This is a genomic window from Mesorhizobium sp. C264A, from assembly GCF_040324515.1.
GTDB lineage: Bacteria > Pseudomonadota > Alphaproteobacteria > Rhizobiales > Rhizobiaceae > Mesorhizobium.
The window spans coordinates 2,116,774-2,132,662 of the sequence record NZ_JAMYVY010000001.1 but is presented as its reverse complement, the minus strand read 5'-3'; the positions used below and the strand labels follow the sequence as shown (position 1 = coordinate 2,132,662).

Genomic DNA, 15,889 nt, shown 5'->3' with positions numbered 1-15,889 from the left:
TGATGCAGGATCGGATCCGGCAGGCACTGCAAAGCTATTTCGAAAAGCACCGCATTCTCTTCTGGTACGACCAGAAGCGCGAATGGCGGGAAATTTTTGAGGCGCTGAACGTGGAAGGCGTGGAAAAGATCGAACTCGCCAATAACGAGTTCGGCGTCAAATACCGCGTTCTCAGGCAAAATCCGAAAGGCCAGTTTTTGCTGTATCGGGAGGGGGCGGAGCCCGCACTTATCCAGAACTGGCTGCTGGACGTCCAGCTCGCCAATGGCGTGTTCCGGACGGACCAGGTTGCGGTATGGCTTGCCGAGTTGGGCCTTGGTCTGCCGTTCGAAAACCTCGTCCGAGCGCATGAGGAATTCTTTAAGGCGGGCAAGCGGCTTGAGCAGTTGAAGCAATTCCTAGAACCCGACGACAACGAGAGCGCCCTGCGGCTCAAAATGTTGTGCGTCTGCACGGGAGCTGACGGCGGGTTTGACACCGTAGTCGAAAGCCTGCTTGGCGAACTGGCCGACGGCAAGGACGAAAGACTGCGCCTCACCAAGCGATCAGGCCTCGATGCCTTCCTATGGCAGCAGATGCAGCGCTATTTCGGCTATAAGACCGACGAGCCGTCCATCGCGGATTTCGCCATCGCGCTTTTCAAGACCTGTTATGCGATGGGATTGGGTGGCAAAACCGGATTTCTGTCCGATGCACCCGTATTTTTCAGGCGCTGGAAGAACAACCGCAATTGCTCCCATGCGTTCGAAACACTCTCGGCTGGATATACCGAGGTTCTCGGCATATCCCAGGATCTTAAGAAGCGTGATTTTCGTGATCTAGTGGAACTCGACTATTTCGAGGAAATCGATCGCGCGATCATTCGCAATCTGGTGCATGAAGTGAGCGCCCAGACCGTTTCCTTCGCTGATGTGTCAAGCTGGATCCGCCAGCGGCGCACCAGCCACTGGTTCGAAAATTTTCACGACATCTACGAAGCGATCCTGTGCGCCGCTGAGGTCCAGCAGACGATTACGCAGGCCATCACCTCGGTGAGCAGCCTGACTGACGGTGTCCAGCGCTACGTGAAGAGCTGGTTCCGGATCGACCAGCTTTACCGCAAGTTCATCCACCACATGCAGCAGGCATCCCAGGCCTCGCTGCTCGGCGAACTCAGCGAGCAGGTGGAAAACCTCTACGTCAATAAGTATCTGCTGACCGTCAACGATGCCTGGCAGGCGAATGTGGACAAGGCGGACCGCTGGGATGCCCCATCGGTCACACCTCAACGACGGTTCTTTTCGACTCATGTCGTACCGTTCCGCCGCAAGGACCAGAAGATCTGCGTGATCATTTCGGATGCGTTGCGTTATGAGATTGCCGAGGAATTTCTTGGCAAAGTCCGCAGTCTGGATCGCTATGAAGCCGAGATTGCCCCGATGCTCTCGTCTCTGCCTAGCTACACCCAACTCGGAATGGCTTCTCTGCTACCAAACGAGGAGATCCAGATAGCGGACAACGACACAGGAACTGTGATTGTTGATGGACAGAGTGCTCAGGGGTTGATCAATCGCCAAAAAATCCTCGCATTTGGCCGCGCGGGTGATCGTGTCCACGCCTGCAAGGCTGACGACATTATGGGGCTACCGGGCGATGAGGCGCGTGCACTGGTCCGCGACAACGATGTGATCTACGTCTACCACAACCGCATTGATGCGACTGGCGACAAGACCGTTTCGGAAGAGCGGGTCTTCGGTGCGGCAGAAGAGACGCTGGAAGACCTGCTCAAACTGGTCAAGAAGCTGACAGGCGCAAATGTCAGCAACCTCATTGTGACGGCTGACCATGGCTTCATCTACCAAAACCGCCCGATCGAGGAGAGCGACTATTCGACGGGGGAGGTGAAGGGCGAAAGCGTGCTATTCCGCGACAGACGTTTCGTACTCGGAAAAGGCCTTGCCGCGCATCCCGGCTTTCGCAAGTTCACGTCGGAGGCTCTCGGGCTTCAGGGCGACGTAGAGGTTCTCATCCCGAAATCCATCAACCGACTGCGATTGAAGGGATCGGGGAGTCGTTACGTTCATGGCGGCGCCTCGCTTCAGGAATGCGTCGTTCCGGTCGTGACCATCAACAAGAAGCGCCAGAGCGACCTTTCGCGCGTTGAGGTCGACATCATCGGCAAATCTAACCCGACGATCTCGTCCGGACAGGTTTCGGTCGTCTTCTACCAGACCACGGCGGCAACCGAGAAGGCGCATCCCCGCAGTTTGCGGGTGGGCTTCTATTCCGCATCGGGCGAATTGCTTTCGGATAGCCATGAAATACCTTTCGACATCCGTTCGGAGAACCCCCGTGAGCGGGAGATCGCGGTGCGCTTCCTGATGGCCAAAAAGGCCGACGAATTCAACGGCCAGGAGATCACGCTTCGCCTAGAAGAACGCCACGAGGGGACGTCGCACTATAAGGAATACCGGACGGCCCGCTTCACACTGCGAGGGCGTTTCGAAAGAGATTTCGACTTTTAGAGGACGACGCGATGACGGCACTCGATGACAAGATCAATCAGTACTTCCCCGGTCTTGTGGTTCGCAAGGATCTCGTCAAGACGGTGAAGGGCAACGCAATCGTGCCTTCATACGTGCTGGAATACCTGCTCGGTCAATATTGCGCCACCAACGATGAGCCCTCGATCCTGTCGGGGATCGAGACGGTGAAGGAGATCCTGCGCAAGCACTATGTCCACCGCAATGAGGCGGGTCTCGTCCGGTCGAACATACGCGAAAGGCGCGGCTACAAGGTCATCGACAAGATCGGCGTTGCCCTCAACGACAAAAACGACAGCTATGAGGCATCGTTCGCCAACCTCGGCGTCAACAAGGTGCTGGTGAGCGCGGACACGGTGAAGAAGCATCCGAAGCTTCTTGTCGGCGGCGTCTGGTGCATTGCCGATGTCGAATACGAACACAGCGAAGAAAAAAGTGCCAGCCCCTGGATCATGGGCAGCCTTAAGCCTATCCAGCTTTCATCCTTCGACTATGAAGCCTATCTGACGGCCCGCAATCAGTTTAGCACCGAGGAGTGGATCGATCTGCTGATCCAGAGCGTGGGCTTCAATCCCGAAATGTTCGGTCACCGGAGCAAGCTCATCCAGCTCATGCGCCTCATTCCGTTCGTCGAACGGAATTACAATCTCATCGAACTCGGGCCCAAGGGAACCGGGAAGTCGCACATCTATTCGGAGTTTTCGCCGCATGGGATCTTGATTTCCGGAGGTGAGGTCACCGTCCCTAAGCTGTTTGTGAACAACAGTTCGGGCAAGATCGGACTGGTTGGCTATTGGGATGTGGTTGCATTCGATGAGTTTGCCGGGCGCCAAAAGAAGGTCGACAAGGCGCTGGTCGACATCATGAAGAACTACATGGCGAACAAGACGTTTTCCCGAGGCGTCGAAACGCTTGGTGCCGAGGCCTCCATGGTGTTCGTCGGCAACACCAAGCACAATGTTCCGTATATGCTGAAACACACGGACTTGTTCGACGAGCTGCCGGAGAAATATTACGACTCAGCCTTCATCGATCGCCTGCACGCCTACGTTCCGGGCTGGGAAGTCGAAGTGATCCGCGGCGAGATGTTTTCTAGTGGCTATGGCTTCGTGGTCGACTATCTCGCGGAGATCCTGCGTCACCTGCGAAACGACGATTTTTCCGATCGCTATAAAGAAGCCTTCGAACTGTCGTCGGGGATTTCGACGCGCGATCGAGATGGCGTCAACAAGACGTTCTCCGGCCTCATGAAGATCCTGTTTCCAGGAGGCGGTGCATCGTCGCAGGAAGTCGAGGAGATCCTGAAGCTTGCGATCGAGAGCCGCAAGCGTGTCAAGGATCAGCTAATGCGTATCGACGCCACGTATCCAGACGTCGATTTTTCGTACCAATCAACGGACGGCCGAAAAGTATCTGTTTCGACTCTCGAGGAGACCGAGTACCCGGACTATTATCACCGCCGCGCCAGGCCCACCCAACCAACCGCTGAGGGATCGCCCGCCAGTGCCGATGGCTCAGGCAAGGACGAACAGACTCCGATAGGCGAGATCGCTCCGCCGATGGTCGCTCCAAAGGAAGGGCATCGCGTTTTTACTGAGAACCAAAAGGGCGTGACCTACGATGCGCTATTCGGCCCCTACCTGAGGGGGGCGTCGAAAATCGTCGTGACGGATCCCTACATTCGCCTGTTTTACCAAGTGCGAAACCTCATGGAATTCGTCGAGACCGTGGTGAAACTAAAGGCCGCCGAGGACGAGGTGGAAGTGCACCTCGTCACCATCCTGGACGACTTCAAAGGTGAGCAGCAGGTGGCAAACCTCGCGGAAATCGAGAATGCCTGTTCCGCGATTGGCGTCAAATTTTCATGGGAATTCGATGGAACATCTAAAATCCATGCCCGGCACATCAAGACCGATACGGGATGGAAAATTTCGCTAGATCGCGGCCTCGATATCTTTCAGCCCTACGAGATGAACAATGCTTTTGGCCTCTCCAACCGCTTGCAGCAGTTTCGATCGGTAAAGACATTTGAAATTACGTATTTGCTTTCTTGAGCCGTTGAGGGTCGGTCGCCATCTGCCGATCTTGGGCAATTTTCGGATGAATGCCAAACATCGAGCGTAGCCAGTGCCATATGAAAATTTACTGCCTCCTCACGGTCGGATGAAATGTGAGGCGTGCTTCTCCAATGGGGCCGAGTGGGGGACGACAAGCATATCAGCCGCTGACGGCTGGACGCTTGATAACAATCCCTGTGCTTGGGGCGCGCGCAATCCACGTTTCCTGATCCTTGGCTTTTCGAAAGGGGAGAGGCAATCGAGAGGCATCCTTGGAAAACGGCACGACGATATCCCGTATGCCGGGTTTCGTCCCCGGCTTACAAAGGGATTGCAGACACTAGGGCTGCTGGCCGAAGGCGATACGATTGATGCGCATATCCGGCCCAACGAACCCGATTGGGCTTTTGGCTCAGTCGTTCGCTGCACGCTCGCCGAGAATGGCAAGAAGTCTGGAACAATCATCTCATCGGCAGCGACGGCAAGTGGTTATCTGGAATGGCGAGATAGGTGCACCGATCTCTATCTGTCCAACCTGCCGCCCCGACTTCAGATAGTCGTAATGTTGTCAAACGACGATCAGTACATTGAAAGCTGCAGAACTCGGATCACGGACCTTCATCCGGGAACTCAACGTATCAACGATGTCGCGTATGGGAATGGCCAAGTGACATGGGTTCACATCGTTCACTTCGGCGGTCAGGGCTTCAATCACATGAATGACTGGACCAACCTGGCCGACAACACAGCTGGCCGAAAAGGCAAATGTGCAGTCAGCGCGGTTCGCAAGTCATTGGCGGGTACGTGATTGGACTCTGGTGGAGCTGCACCGTGACAGGCTGGCCAAGGTCTTCATTCTCAGGGTCTATGGGTTCGGGGAAAGGGGGAATGGATGACGGGGCGTCGAACTAAGCATACGAGAACGAACGGGTGCAGGGGGCCCCTCAAATAGTTGAGGGACGATAGTGTGAAACACCATTTTCACACTGAACCGCTGAACCGCTGAACCGCAGAATCTGCACACATCCTGTTTGATTGAGCGGACCGGGGGAAGTTCACCTGAAGGTATCGCCTCTCGTAGCGCGGAAGCGACTTGTTCAGTCGTGCCAAACGGTATGCCCTGAAGAATTTTATCACCCAACGGCTACTGCAAGGACACTTCGAGATGCCAACCGAAGCAACTTGCCACGACATTGAGACTGTACTCGACGCCTTAACGGATCGAGGCAGTCCGATATTTGCCGCCTCACCGAGCGCTAGCCCTTTGTCGACTCTGTGACCTCGATAATTGCCTCCACATCTTCGCAGATAGCGTTCAGAACAGCATTCCCAGCTATTTTTAACTCCTCTTCGCCAGTCCACTTGCATTTCAGCGCGAACTTCTTGTCAGGAAGGAAATCCTTTCCGAGCCCGTTGACGTCTTCGTACTCGAACTCACGAGAGCGAGCGACTTTGTCGGCCTCAGATCGAACTCTTTTAGACGCATCCGTAACATCCAAAGTTAATGTAGTTTCAAGAGCCGAAAAATCATCATTTAGTGGGTACTCAATTGTCACGACAAAGCGGATCGTTTGGCGATACGTAAATTCAAAGGCAATGCTATTCAACTGCCCTTCAGCAACAAGAAAGACGTAATCCTTTCCTTGAGGCTCCTCAAGCGCTCCGCTGGCTGTCACGCGAGTCCAGACCCGAAAATATAACTCGTCTACTAAGTGTTTTACCTTGAGTAGGAGGCTTCGCCTACCAAACCCCGCTGAAAGCAGGTGATCGACCGCGCTTAGGCCCGAGCCCGTAAGTTCATCCACAAATTCCAGGTTGAGATCCTTGCGAAAAGCGGAGACTAGGTCGATAATTTCGATCTGATCGACGTCCTCCAATAAGTGGGCTCGCAGGAATTGAACGACAAGCTCCACGGTTTCTTCAGAACTAAATAGACTTAAGTGATAAACTTTTTTTCTGAGCTCTCTAGCTTCTTCTTCCCCGATCTTATTATCGTTTATGGAATCGATAGCTAAAGCTAGGAACTCGTCATAAATTTCAACTTTCTTTCTGAAAACCTCGACGTTTCTCTCCTTAACTTCCTCGCCGGAGGTTTGATATTTTAGTAGCATAGTGGTTATCGTGACCGTCAGCAGCGTGCCTATCAAAGCCGCAATTATCTCCCTAAAGTAATTTTGATCGGAAGACGCCTGGAACAATACGTAGAAAATCAAGAAGCTCATCAGCGCAATGATGCCGACGGCAACAATTTGCGGATTGTTTCCCTGACCGACAACCGACGCTAGCCGCTCTAGTTTATCGCGCATTGTACCTGCTTTCATCGGCTGCTATTGGTCTTCCATGGGGTCTGCGAAACAAGTTTGCGCGCCAGCAAGAAAGAGCCGTAGAAAGCCATAACTTGGCTTTCCTGACAGACAATGGATTTCGCGATCTTGGTATCGGAGACGACATCTTGGAGGACCCGGAAGGGAATCGACTTAAGGTAAAAGGTGAAGAGCCAACGCGGTTTCTATTCTCTGTTGTCGTTCGCCGGAATGTAAGGGCTGCAATCAACCTCGATAACCAAGGTCGCATGCTCTCGCACACGGAACTTGTTTAAATCTGACCGATAAATTAGCCAGACAGCTTCTTATAAAATCTGCGCAATTTGTTCACGCGCGCCTTAAAGCCCTTTTTTCTATCTCTGATCATTTCAGCCGCCGTCTTAGGACGAGTCTGCCCCGGCTTCCTCGTTTTTTTTGCATACGGTTTCATTTTTACCTCTGAGATGTTGCCGCGAGGAACCACCTTGGAATTCGACACGGATCAAGGGTCAAGCTCGTGTGACGGTAAATGGTTTATTGTACCGGCGCCATCATGCGGCGCGGATTACAACCCGCTCATTCTTGCATAGGCTACAAACGTTTTTGTTACGGCGAAAATCGGAGGTAGCTCCTAAAGCTGCAGCTATCTTCGCGGAATGAGCGTGCGCGTCAGCTCAAGCCCTTCAACGATACAGTTGTCGCAAACTGCCATCGGACGCTTTTCTGTTATCCAATCGTTCACTCGCTGTGCACAAGCATATTAACCGCCCCCATTTTTTCCTCACTTGACTAGGGCTGCTACGCGCGAGAGGTGGGCACGTGTCTGCGGCATTCACCCAATCATATTGAGGCACAGGGAACAGTGCGACAACATAGAAGCGCCCAATCAGCTATAATCCTCCCCGGCAGGTGGGCTAGTATCAGATGGATTTTCTGACACTTTCTTGGTTTCGTTTTGGCTTGGATGCACTCCGGTCAGGATGGCGCTATGCCCGCCGTAACGTCAGGAAGCTCACTCCGGCCGAAAAAATCGCCGCCCGTCAGAAATGGAAGAAACCCTTCGAGGATTATATCTACACCAACCAGCGCAAGAGTCTGCGGCTAGACGCGTTCATGCGCGACGTGCGGCGCCTCGATGACTACCCCGACATCAAGAACAAGCGCGGAATCTCCCCATGGTTCAGATTCGGCCTGGTGGACACCTACGAGCGCGGTTTCATGGCTTCCCTCCACGGCAGCAAGCTGGTGGAGGATGCCACCACCGGCAAGTGGCGATACACCGCCCAGCTCAAAGGCGAGACTGGCAAATACCTCACCCTCATCGGCTATGTCCCCTACGAGTTTATCGAGGACGTGAATTGGGAAGGGGACCAGATCTACGACTACCCGCACGTCTTCTGCTATTTCGACGGCCTGAAGCGCCAGCCTTACGAGCGCATGATGTTTTGCGAGCCGTGGGACTTTGACGGCATCACCCATTTCCGGGAGGTCGTCGACTTTTTCGCGGTTCACAAGGAGAGCGGGCGCCACGGGACTAACTTTCACGGCATCAGCTAGGAGACCCGGTTGACTGTCGCGCGCACCAAGAAACTTGTCGGCCTTCCGCAAACCTATTCTGCCCTGGAGCAGGAGCTCGCGATCCTCCTCGCCGTCTGGGAGATGATTGACAGCATGGTGAATTTCGAAAACTTCCTGAAGTTCGAGCCAGGTGCCTCAAACCTTATGATCGAGTCGGCGGTACATCAGCGCTTGTTTAACATCCTGTTGGTCGATTTCCTGTCATTGCCCACCACCTACAAGAAGCCGGCGCCTTTCGGTCTTTCTCTGCCAGGCGCCAAGAGCAGGCCAACGGACGGCACCTATCTGTTCTACCTCCGCCAGGTCTGCGCAAATCCACAACTAGGGCGCAATGCAACGGACCTGTCGAAAACCACCGAGGACTTCTCGGCCTGGTTGGAAGGCGATGCTTTTGTAGAGGGTGTTTGGCTGCCACCACTTAAAAAGCCGCTCGCCCTGACGATCGATCGAATGACGTTTATCAAAATCTGCGGGAACATCGTCAAACACAACTTTTCCCGACTGCAGGCCGACGCCCAGAAAATCCAGAAGGTCTTGCGCGATAACGGCCGCAGGGTGAAGGAGGAGACGATTTACGAGATCCTACCCGCCTTCAAGGAGTGGTATCACGACAACGTCCTCAACTATCATCTGTCGACCATAGCCGAGTTTTTGAACAACATCCGCTGGGCAATCTACGAGTACCTCCAGCCGCACTTCCGCAAGTCGTTTGTGCGCCAAGGTGGAGACCCGCCGCGCTATACGTTCAAGGTGCCGACCAAGCTGCGGAGGTCCGCGGTGAGGGGGCTGTATTGGGACTTAATGAACAAGGCTCGTGGCGAGCCATATTTCCCAAGGTTCGAGGTCCATCCGATAATGAAGCGGCGCTATTAGCGTCACCCGTATTTCGCAAATTTGTTCGGCGTCGACTTCCGCCGCCACTTCTCCCAGCCGCTGCCTTTGCTGCGATCGAGCGCACAATACGTCTCGCCGCCAAACTCCTGCGCCATCCGATCCGCCTGAAACGGCTCCTTGAAGCGGAAGGCCAGATAATCCTTGTCACCCTTGCGGATGAAGGCATGGCGATCCGCGCAGTTCATCTCGTGCGCGCGGCTGTGGGCCGGGTCGTAATTCTTCTCGCAGCAGTTCTCCCAGGGGATGACGGCATGGTGCGGCCAAAAATGGTCTAGAAAGGAATCCGTGTGGATTCCCTTGTGGCGGGCGGGCATGGGTCCCTCCAGAACGGGATAGGCATATGTTCCTGCTCTGTTCACGAGAGTCAAGGGTGCCACACCATCATCCCTATGAAGGCCAATGCAACCACGCAAAGGCCGCCGACGGCCCAGCCCTCAGCTGCGCCCTCGAAGATATTGTGAATGCGGATGTAGAGACGAGATTGGCGCATATTCAAAGCTCCTTGTGTCGTTGAGAGACAAACATCGGAGCTGGATAAGCGAGCATCTGCAACAGAATTTTCCGAGGTAGAGCTAACACTCTAACCCATTGACAATGTTATACTCTTAATCTGACAACACGTTGCCTGTTTAACTTGTGTCGAAATTGTGGCGGCAGCCCTTTAATTTCCTCGTTGAACGGGAATCAGGCACCCAGGCAATGTTCGCATAATGGAGGTTGATCCGTGAAGCTCAGCGGCGTCTGGCAGTGGATGGGCGGCTTCCGCCTTGGCGCGCCGTCAGCCGCCTCTTTCGCTCGGGTAGCCCGGCTGCGCCTTTCCAGCTCAACCTCCACTTCCCACTCGGAAAAGCCTGACATCGTTTGTCCTACTAGTTGAGCAGCGACTGTAGCAGTTTCTGGCGTTCAAGCACTTGGTGGCCGATGGCAAGCTTAACGTCGGCTAAAAAGTGCCCATCGCGGACGCCTTTTTCTCCAGCAGTCCGCAGCCTTTTGAACGGCCCACAGAGGCAAGTCCCGGCATCAAGCCAAAGGTCTTGGCGGCCCGAACTCAAAAGGCGCTCGCTAATTGCCGCCAACAGATGGAGCGGCTTGCCGCACCATGGGGTGACGTCGACAGTTCAGTTGAGAACGCCCTAACAGACCTTCTGAATGCTTTCGACGACTTCAAGAAGCAGATTGAAGAGACCGTCGAATGGCTGAACCAGGAAGCTGGGACATAGACATGCAGCAGCTCGACTTCCTTTCAGCCATCGAGCCGAAACGGACTGAAGCTGGGCCGCTGACGAAGACTGAGCTTCTGGCCGCTGGGCCGAAAGCGCAACGGATGGGTGCGGTCGACCGCGAGGAAGTCTTCAGCCAGCAATCCAGAGAATGGACTAAGTGCTTGACGCAGCTGCGGTTAAAAAAAAGGCCCCGGTCTGAACCGAGGCCTTTGATTGGTGCAGGGGGGAGGGATCTCACCCCGCTGACGGTTTCTCCCGTCTCCCAACAATTCATCCAACGTTTGGAAGGGGTTGGATGATGGGCGATGCAGAGATTGAACCTGCGACCCACCCGTGTGAAGGGCGTGCTCACTCGCCCGGCGGCAGACATGTGTAGAATGCGCGCCTCAGTGTGAAATACGATTTTCACACTGAGACGCCTGCCTGCAAACCAGAAGGCTTGCTAATGGCTATCGTCCAAATCCGCATCGTCGGCATGGACGAAGCATCGGCGAGGCAGGCGATCTTGCACAACGTCGACATCAAGCGGGCAAAGCCCTCAAACCGCCCCAGCTTTCCCGGCGGGCCCTCGAGCACAACGATTTCCCCGGCGCAGAGACGTCGCTCGCAAGGCCCACCCAGTCCTTGCTGCCTGGCCTCGATGCTAGGATAACCGATGTGGACCGTCGAAGGTTCGTCAAAGGTGCCTTCGCCGCGATCCGCGGAACTTTCGAAGTCAATCTCAAGCAAGTCGCCAAAGGGAATGACGGTATCGACTTCGACATCATGGATGCAGCCGCCACCGACTTCAGGGCCGAATTATACCTCGATGGCACCAGCAAGAGCCAATGCCGGATTTGGCTTGGCGGGATGATGGGGGACAACAATATTTGCTTCGCCCAAGGAAGGATGACAGGCGATGCCTGCAACGAAATCCTGGCCCCGTCCTCGACCGGCGAACTCGTCTTGTCGGCGACGCTGTCCATGTGCTCCTTGGAATCTGAGTAGGACGTGGACATGAAGCGTCTGAGCCCAGAGCAGGCAGCTGACTACCTGTGGGAGAGATTCACAGCGCGGCTGCGATAGCCGCCGCATAGCCAAAGAGTTGCTAGCACGGAATGGCCTGTATCTCGTCCTATCGCCTCAGTCTGGCGAGCAGGCCATTCAGTGCTTCCTCGTTTTGACGATCGCACAGTTGAAGATCCAGAAAGTGCTGCAGAATGGGGGATAGCCACCAACTCAAGGTCACGTCAGTCATTTGAATGGGCTGCATCGGCGGATTAGCGCAAGACAGCCCGTGTTGCCCACCGAAGTCGGGGCGCTCCTTTACCATTACTCGTACATAGTTCTCTCTTATTCCGGAAACGGCCAGTTGCTCTTCTACATCCCGCTGTGATCGCAAGCTATGGCCAGCACGTGCATTGTTAAGCGTCAAGAGCGGTGCAGTGGTCAGACTCCAAAGGCGCGACCAGAAACCTTGAGGAGGCTCAACAATCGAAACGGGGTAGCGTCCCCCAGAGTCAGGTATCTGCAATAGGCCAGGACGCGCAGGGACAGGACTGTTTGAAATATGCAAGACGATCGGCGTTATGCCTTCGATTTGCAATTCTGTGATAATGCCCCTGAGCGCGTTTAGGCCGTCGTTGTCGTAGTAACCGCCGTCTACCAGGCGCGTAACGACCCTGCCATCGGCATTCCGCAACACCCCACTCGGGGTCATCAAGGGAAAACGAGCGCTCGCAACGATCGCCGTTGCGATCCTTACATCAGGCGCGATCACGATCTCAGGAGGAACTCCAGATTCAGTAATCGGAACGGGAGGGAAGGTTACAGTGCCTGGCCTATGAGAAGCGAGGAGTTCGTAGATATCATATGAGTCAGGAAAAAGATCGGGCGGCCCGAAAAGGGGCGTGCCGCGAAACATTTTCCCCACGCCAGATCCGTTGGTTCGCCGCAGGTCGGTAAATAGTACAGGTCGTCCCGATTCAACGGACGTTGATCCAAGAATGAGCAATGGGACCCAGGGCAAACTCGCACTATCACTGGCATAGCCGAACCGCCCGCACAATCCATGTTCCACCTGTTCGCAGTTTGACCAATCCTCTCCCACAATCCGCGCATAATGCCGCTCCAGGGCGCGTTCAAGCAAAACAGATCGGTCGTAGTGGAATGGCGTAGGAACCCAGTCACGAAAGGCAAAGCCGGCGAAAGTCGGTGTCAGGTAGTCGCCGCTTACAAGCATCTGCAAACAGTTTCGCCATGTTTTCTTCGGTCGGTCGTCCGAGGCCCCGTACCAGAGTAAATCGGGATTCTTACAAGGTGGTTCATGGTTGGAGGTCGGCTCCACCAACGCAGTGCGGATTGAGCCGGCTGCAACGGCGCCGCCGGATACACCTGAGACGACAAAGAGTGCGTTTGCAAAGTCTCGATACGCAGCAGGGTTCTCGCGCGTCGCGTCGAGGAGTTCCCCGACGACTGTGCTAGCAAAGAAGGCGGCTCGGCTGCCGCCACCCTCTGCGGAAACAAGAACAGCTGGGCTACATGGAGTAGGCGACATGCAGCCGTTCGCCGCGCGCCACCTGACGATCGCTCTCTGAATGTCGGTTTGACGGGTGTCTTTGGATCGCTCCGGTGGTTTCAGCCTCTCCAGCGTTCGCACGTCATTAAAACGGTCCTGCATACCCCAAAGACCCGCGAAAACGACCGCAAAGGCAATCACAAAGAGGCTTCGGCGATACTGAGTCCTTTCCAATAAATACGCAGCGGTTGGAATCCAGGCGCCGAGAAATAACGGCAACTGCATCGTTCGCGGGAAGGCCTCCGAAAACCACTCCGGGAAACAAAGCACCACCAGCAACAAAACGAGAAAACTGAGGCCAATAGATCGTTTGTATCGCCGTCCCGGTACGTCCAATCGTTCGCGCTGTTGTCTAATCACCGCCACGAAATAGAAACCGAGAAAGGCTGTCGCAATCGAGGCGGCTGTGACCAGTGTACTTTGTGCCTCCGCAACCTCCGGCAGGGCGTCTGTAGGCTCAAGGCGAATGCAGGCCCTAAGGATCGCAACAAGAAAAATAAGATAAGGACAGGCGCCAAAGACGATCGGGACCCAGAAACCGAGGCGGGATGCGAATCCTGAAGGCGACGACGCAAACTCAGGAGAGGATGCAAGAGTTTTTCGCGTTTCTCGGTATATCGGTATGGACCAAAAAATACCGGTAAAGAGGAATACGGTAGTCCAACTCCAGTAATTGGATGCGCCGTCAAGCAGTAGGTCATCGATCTGCGTCAGAGCAAAAATAACAGAAAGCCCAAGAACCACGCTAACCAGCGATAACCAACAGCGCCTAAAGGCGGTAATCGTCAGTTCAACAGAAGTGAGCTCGGCGCTCAACCATGTCGTTGCAAAATTATCACTAGTCGCACGTCGTTCGCTCAAGATTGCCCCGTCCTTCGCAATGTCGCTGCGTCGTGACAACAAGCTTTGTTCGATCATAGCAGTTTTGGGCGGCAATCTACTAACACTAAGAAGCAATGGGATCATACTGCGGTTCGACCGCCGCGGCACGCGCGGCAACGATAGTCACACGTGGGCCTGGTCGTGACGGTGCCGATATGGACCAGCCTTTCCGATGCGACGGGCTAGGCCTTATCAGGAATTTTGCGCGGTTTCTTGACGGGCGACTTCGCAGTCGCTGGCATCGTCGCCGTCGCAGCAGTGCGAGGGGCCTGTTTTAGTTTGGGCTTTACGGCCGGTTCAGGCTGCGCTGCCTTTCGGCCGAGCCCGGACGCCTTCGCCATCGCCGAGCGGCTGGCGGCATAGTTTGGCGCCACCATCGGATAGTCGGAAGGCAGGTTCCATTTCCGCCGATATTCGTCGGGGCTGAGCTTGTAATGTACGTTGAGGTGCCGCTTCAGGGATTTGAACCTCTTCCCATCTTCCATACATATGATGAATTCCGGAGACACCGACTTCTTGATCGATACGGGAGGATCCTGTTTGACTATAGGTTCTGCCACGGCTTTGCCGATCCCCTGCAACGCACCATAAATTTCGCCGATCAGTTTTGGCAGTTCGGCGACGGGCAAGGGGTTATTCGACACATAGGCGGAAACGATATCGGCAGCGATGGACACGAAATCAGTTTTGTCTTGCTGCTCGATGGAATTGGTCATGGAGACTACCTCTTGTTTTCTTGGGAACGTGAAAGTTGTATGCGGCATTCCATCTCACCAAGGCGAAATTAATTCGCTATCTCCTGAACGCCCCCCTCGTTGCAATTACAAATTCAGTAAACGTCGCAAAGAGCCCGCAGGACATGCAGATTGGATGGGCTTCTTGGAATGTTTTCGAAATCTATGTCTCGCACCGCCAACCAAATTGCGTGTGCTTGTCCAGGAAGTGGGGATGGCAGGACACATTGTGGGAAAGGTTGATTGACACACTCCCTCCGGGTTCGAGTCGGACGAGGGCTAGCGAAAGACCACTATGGGATACGCTTGATCGTCATGCGGTCCTGCTTGAGCTCCTTGATTTCTAGCAGTTGACGTTCGCCGGCTGCTTCGATGCGGACGCTACCGGCGTTCGCGCGATCAAAGCAATCAGTCGTAGAGCTTTCGTAGGCACCCGTATTTGCCATCCCGGAGCACGGGGCGCCTCGATCCTCTCGGCCCAAATGCAAAAGGCGACAATTGCCATGATCGCAACGTGATAAGCTGGAGCAAATAAGGTCATCAACATCAACGCCCAGCAATTTGCGATACACCAAAGGCAATGCTGAACGCCGAGTGAAAACGCGTTGTGATATGCAGTTGGAGCGAAGGCTGCCATGCTGGGGCGATGATGACATTTATTCAATGCCATCTGCTTCCAGGGGGAGATCTGCCAAATCGAGGCGACCACGAGCGAAAGTATCAGCAACCACGACGCGCCGTGCAAGGCCATTTGGACCGCGAGTGCAAAGTTTAGAAAGATGACGCCAGCAAGCGTCCAGACAGCAATATAGCCGCCAATGAACAGGAGCGTGCACCAGGGTCGTAAATGTCGAAAATTCTGCTGTCGAACGTGTATCAACGGATCATACACGGTCGGTAGCATCATCGCGCACACCATGACGACCCATCCGGCGGCCAGTGTTAGCGGCGAGACGACGGCAAACACAGAAAGATACAAGTCCGCAGAGGGGGCGGACCAGATAACCGCCGCCGAGCAGATCGCCGGGATCGCAACGCTTTCGCGGCCGACCGCCAGCACAATCCAGGCCAGTCCGGCGGCCAGCGCGAGCGATACCAAGACACGCGACCGTTCGCGCGCGGCTTGGGTAGCTGGGCAC

At 54.8% G+C, this 15,889-nt stretch carries 13 protein-coding genes; 8 read left to right on the top strand and 5 right to left on the bottom strand.

What is annotated here, in order from left to right; genetic code table 11:
* The first annotated feature begins 2 nt into the window (after positions 1-2).
* From pglZ to NKL04_RS10490, 3 genes are all read left to right on the top strand, one after another.
* A complete protein-coding gene (pglZ, locus tag NKL04_RS10500) occupies positions 3-2,504 on the top strand; it encodes a BREX-1 system phosphatase PglZ type A (protein ID WP_023700909.1) in 2,502 nt (833 codons plus the stop codon).
* A gap of 11 nt (positions 2,505-2,515) precedes the next feature.
* Positions 2,516-4,576, top strand: a complete 2,061-nt coding sequence (brxL, locus tag NKL04_RS10495; RefSeq protein ID WP_023700908.1) for a BREX system Lon protease-like protein BrxL — start codon at positions 2,516-2,518, stop codon at positions 4,574-4,576.
* 73 nt (positions 4,577-4,649) lie between these two features.
* The gene (locus NKL04_RS10490) at positions 4,650-5,387 is read left to right on the top strand and encodes a hypothetical protein (protein ID WP_156951458.1); all 738 of its coding nucleotides are present in this window, start codon (positions 4,650-4,652) and stop codon (positions 5,385-5,387) included.
* Between the two features lie 448 nt (positions 5,388-5,835).
* Here the strand turns inward: NKL04_RS10490 and NKL04_RS10485 are convergent, their stop codons facing one another.
* Positions 5,836-6,885 (bottom strand): hypothetical protein, encoded by a 1,050-nt coding sequence (locus tag NKL04_RS10485; RefSeq protein WP_156951457.1) that lies wholly within the window; start codon positions 6,883-6,885, stop codon positions 5,836-5,838.
* Positions 6,886-7,806: 921 nt separating this feature from the next.
* Between NKL04_RS10485 and NKL04_RS10480 the strand changes: the two genes are divergently transcribed.
* Together NKL04_RS10480 and NKL04_RS10475 are read left to right on the top strand one after the other, a co-directional pair.
* Positions 7,807-8,439 (top strand): hypothetical protein, encoded by a 633-nt coding sequence (locus NKL04_RS10480; protein WP_023700905.1) that lies wholly within the window; start codon positions 7,807-7,809, stop codon positions 8,437-8,439.
* A gap of 9 nt (positions 8,440-8,448) precedes the next feature.
* A complete protein-coding gene (locus NKL04_RS10475; RefSeq protein WP_023700904.1) occupies positions 8,449-9,333 on the top strand; it encodes a hypothetical protein in 885 nt (294 codons plus the stop codon).
* Between the two features lie 2 nt (positions 9,334-9,335).
* Here the strand turns inward: NKL04_RS10475 and NKL04_RS10470 are convergent, their stop codons facing one another.
* Entirely contained in the window at positions 9,336-9,668 is a 333-nt protein-coding gene (locus NKL04_RS10470; RefSeq protein WP_023700903.1) for a hypothetical protein, read from the bottom strand.
* Positions 9,669-10,301: 633 nt separating this feature from the next.
* Here NKL04_RS10470 and NKL04_RS10465 point away from each other — a divergent pair.
* From NKL04_RS10465 to NKL04_RS10455, 3 genes are all read left to right on the top strand, one after another.
* Complete coding sequence (locus NKL04_RS10465) at positions 10,302-10,574, top strand: hypothetical protein (protein ID WP_023700901.1); 273 nt, start codon at positions 10,302-10,304, stop codon at positions 10,572-10,574.
* Between the two features lie 2 nt (positions 10,575-10,576).
* The gene (locus tag NKL04_RS10460; protein WP_023700900.1) at positions 10,577-10,876 is read left to right on the top strand and encodes a hypothetical protein; all 300 of its coding nucleotides are present in this window, start codon (positions 10,577-10,579) and stop codon (positions 10,874-10,876) included.
* A gap of 358 nt (positions 10,877-11,234) precedes the next feature.
* Positions 11,235-11,564 (top strand): hypothetical protein, encoded by a 330-nt coding sequence (locus NKL04_RS10455; protein ID WP_023700898.1) that lies wholly within the window; start codon positions 11,235-11,237, stop codon positions 11,562-11,564.
* 127 nt (positions 11,565-11,691) lie between these two features.
* Here NKL04_RS10455 and NKL04_RS10450 read toward each other — a convergent pair whose 3' ends face one another.
* The 3 genes from NKL04_RS10450 to NKL04_RS10440 form a co-directional block, all read right to left on the bottom strand.
* Entirely contained in the window at positions 11,692-14,052 is a 2,361-nt protein-coding gene (locus tag NKL04_RS10450) for a hypothetical protein (protein ID WP_023700897.1), read from the bottom strand.
* A gap of 146 nt (positions 14,053-14,198) precedes the next feature.
* The gene (locus NKL04_RS10445; RefSeq protein ID WP_023700896.1) at positions 14,199-14,732 is read right to left on the bottom strand and encodes a Ros/MucR family transcriptional regulator; all 534 of its coding nucleotides are present in this window, start codon (positions 14,730-14,732) and stop codon (positions 14,199-14,201) included.
* A gap of 361 nt (positions 14,733-15,093) precedes the next feature.
* On the bottom strand, positions 15,094-15,849 hold the full coding sequence (locus tag NKL04_RS10440) for a copper chaperone (RefSeq protein ID WP_156951456.1): 756 nt from the start codon (positions 15,847-15,849) through the stop codon (positions 15,094-15,096).
* Positions 15,850-15,889 lie beyond the last annotated feature (40 nt).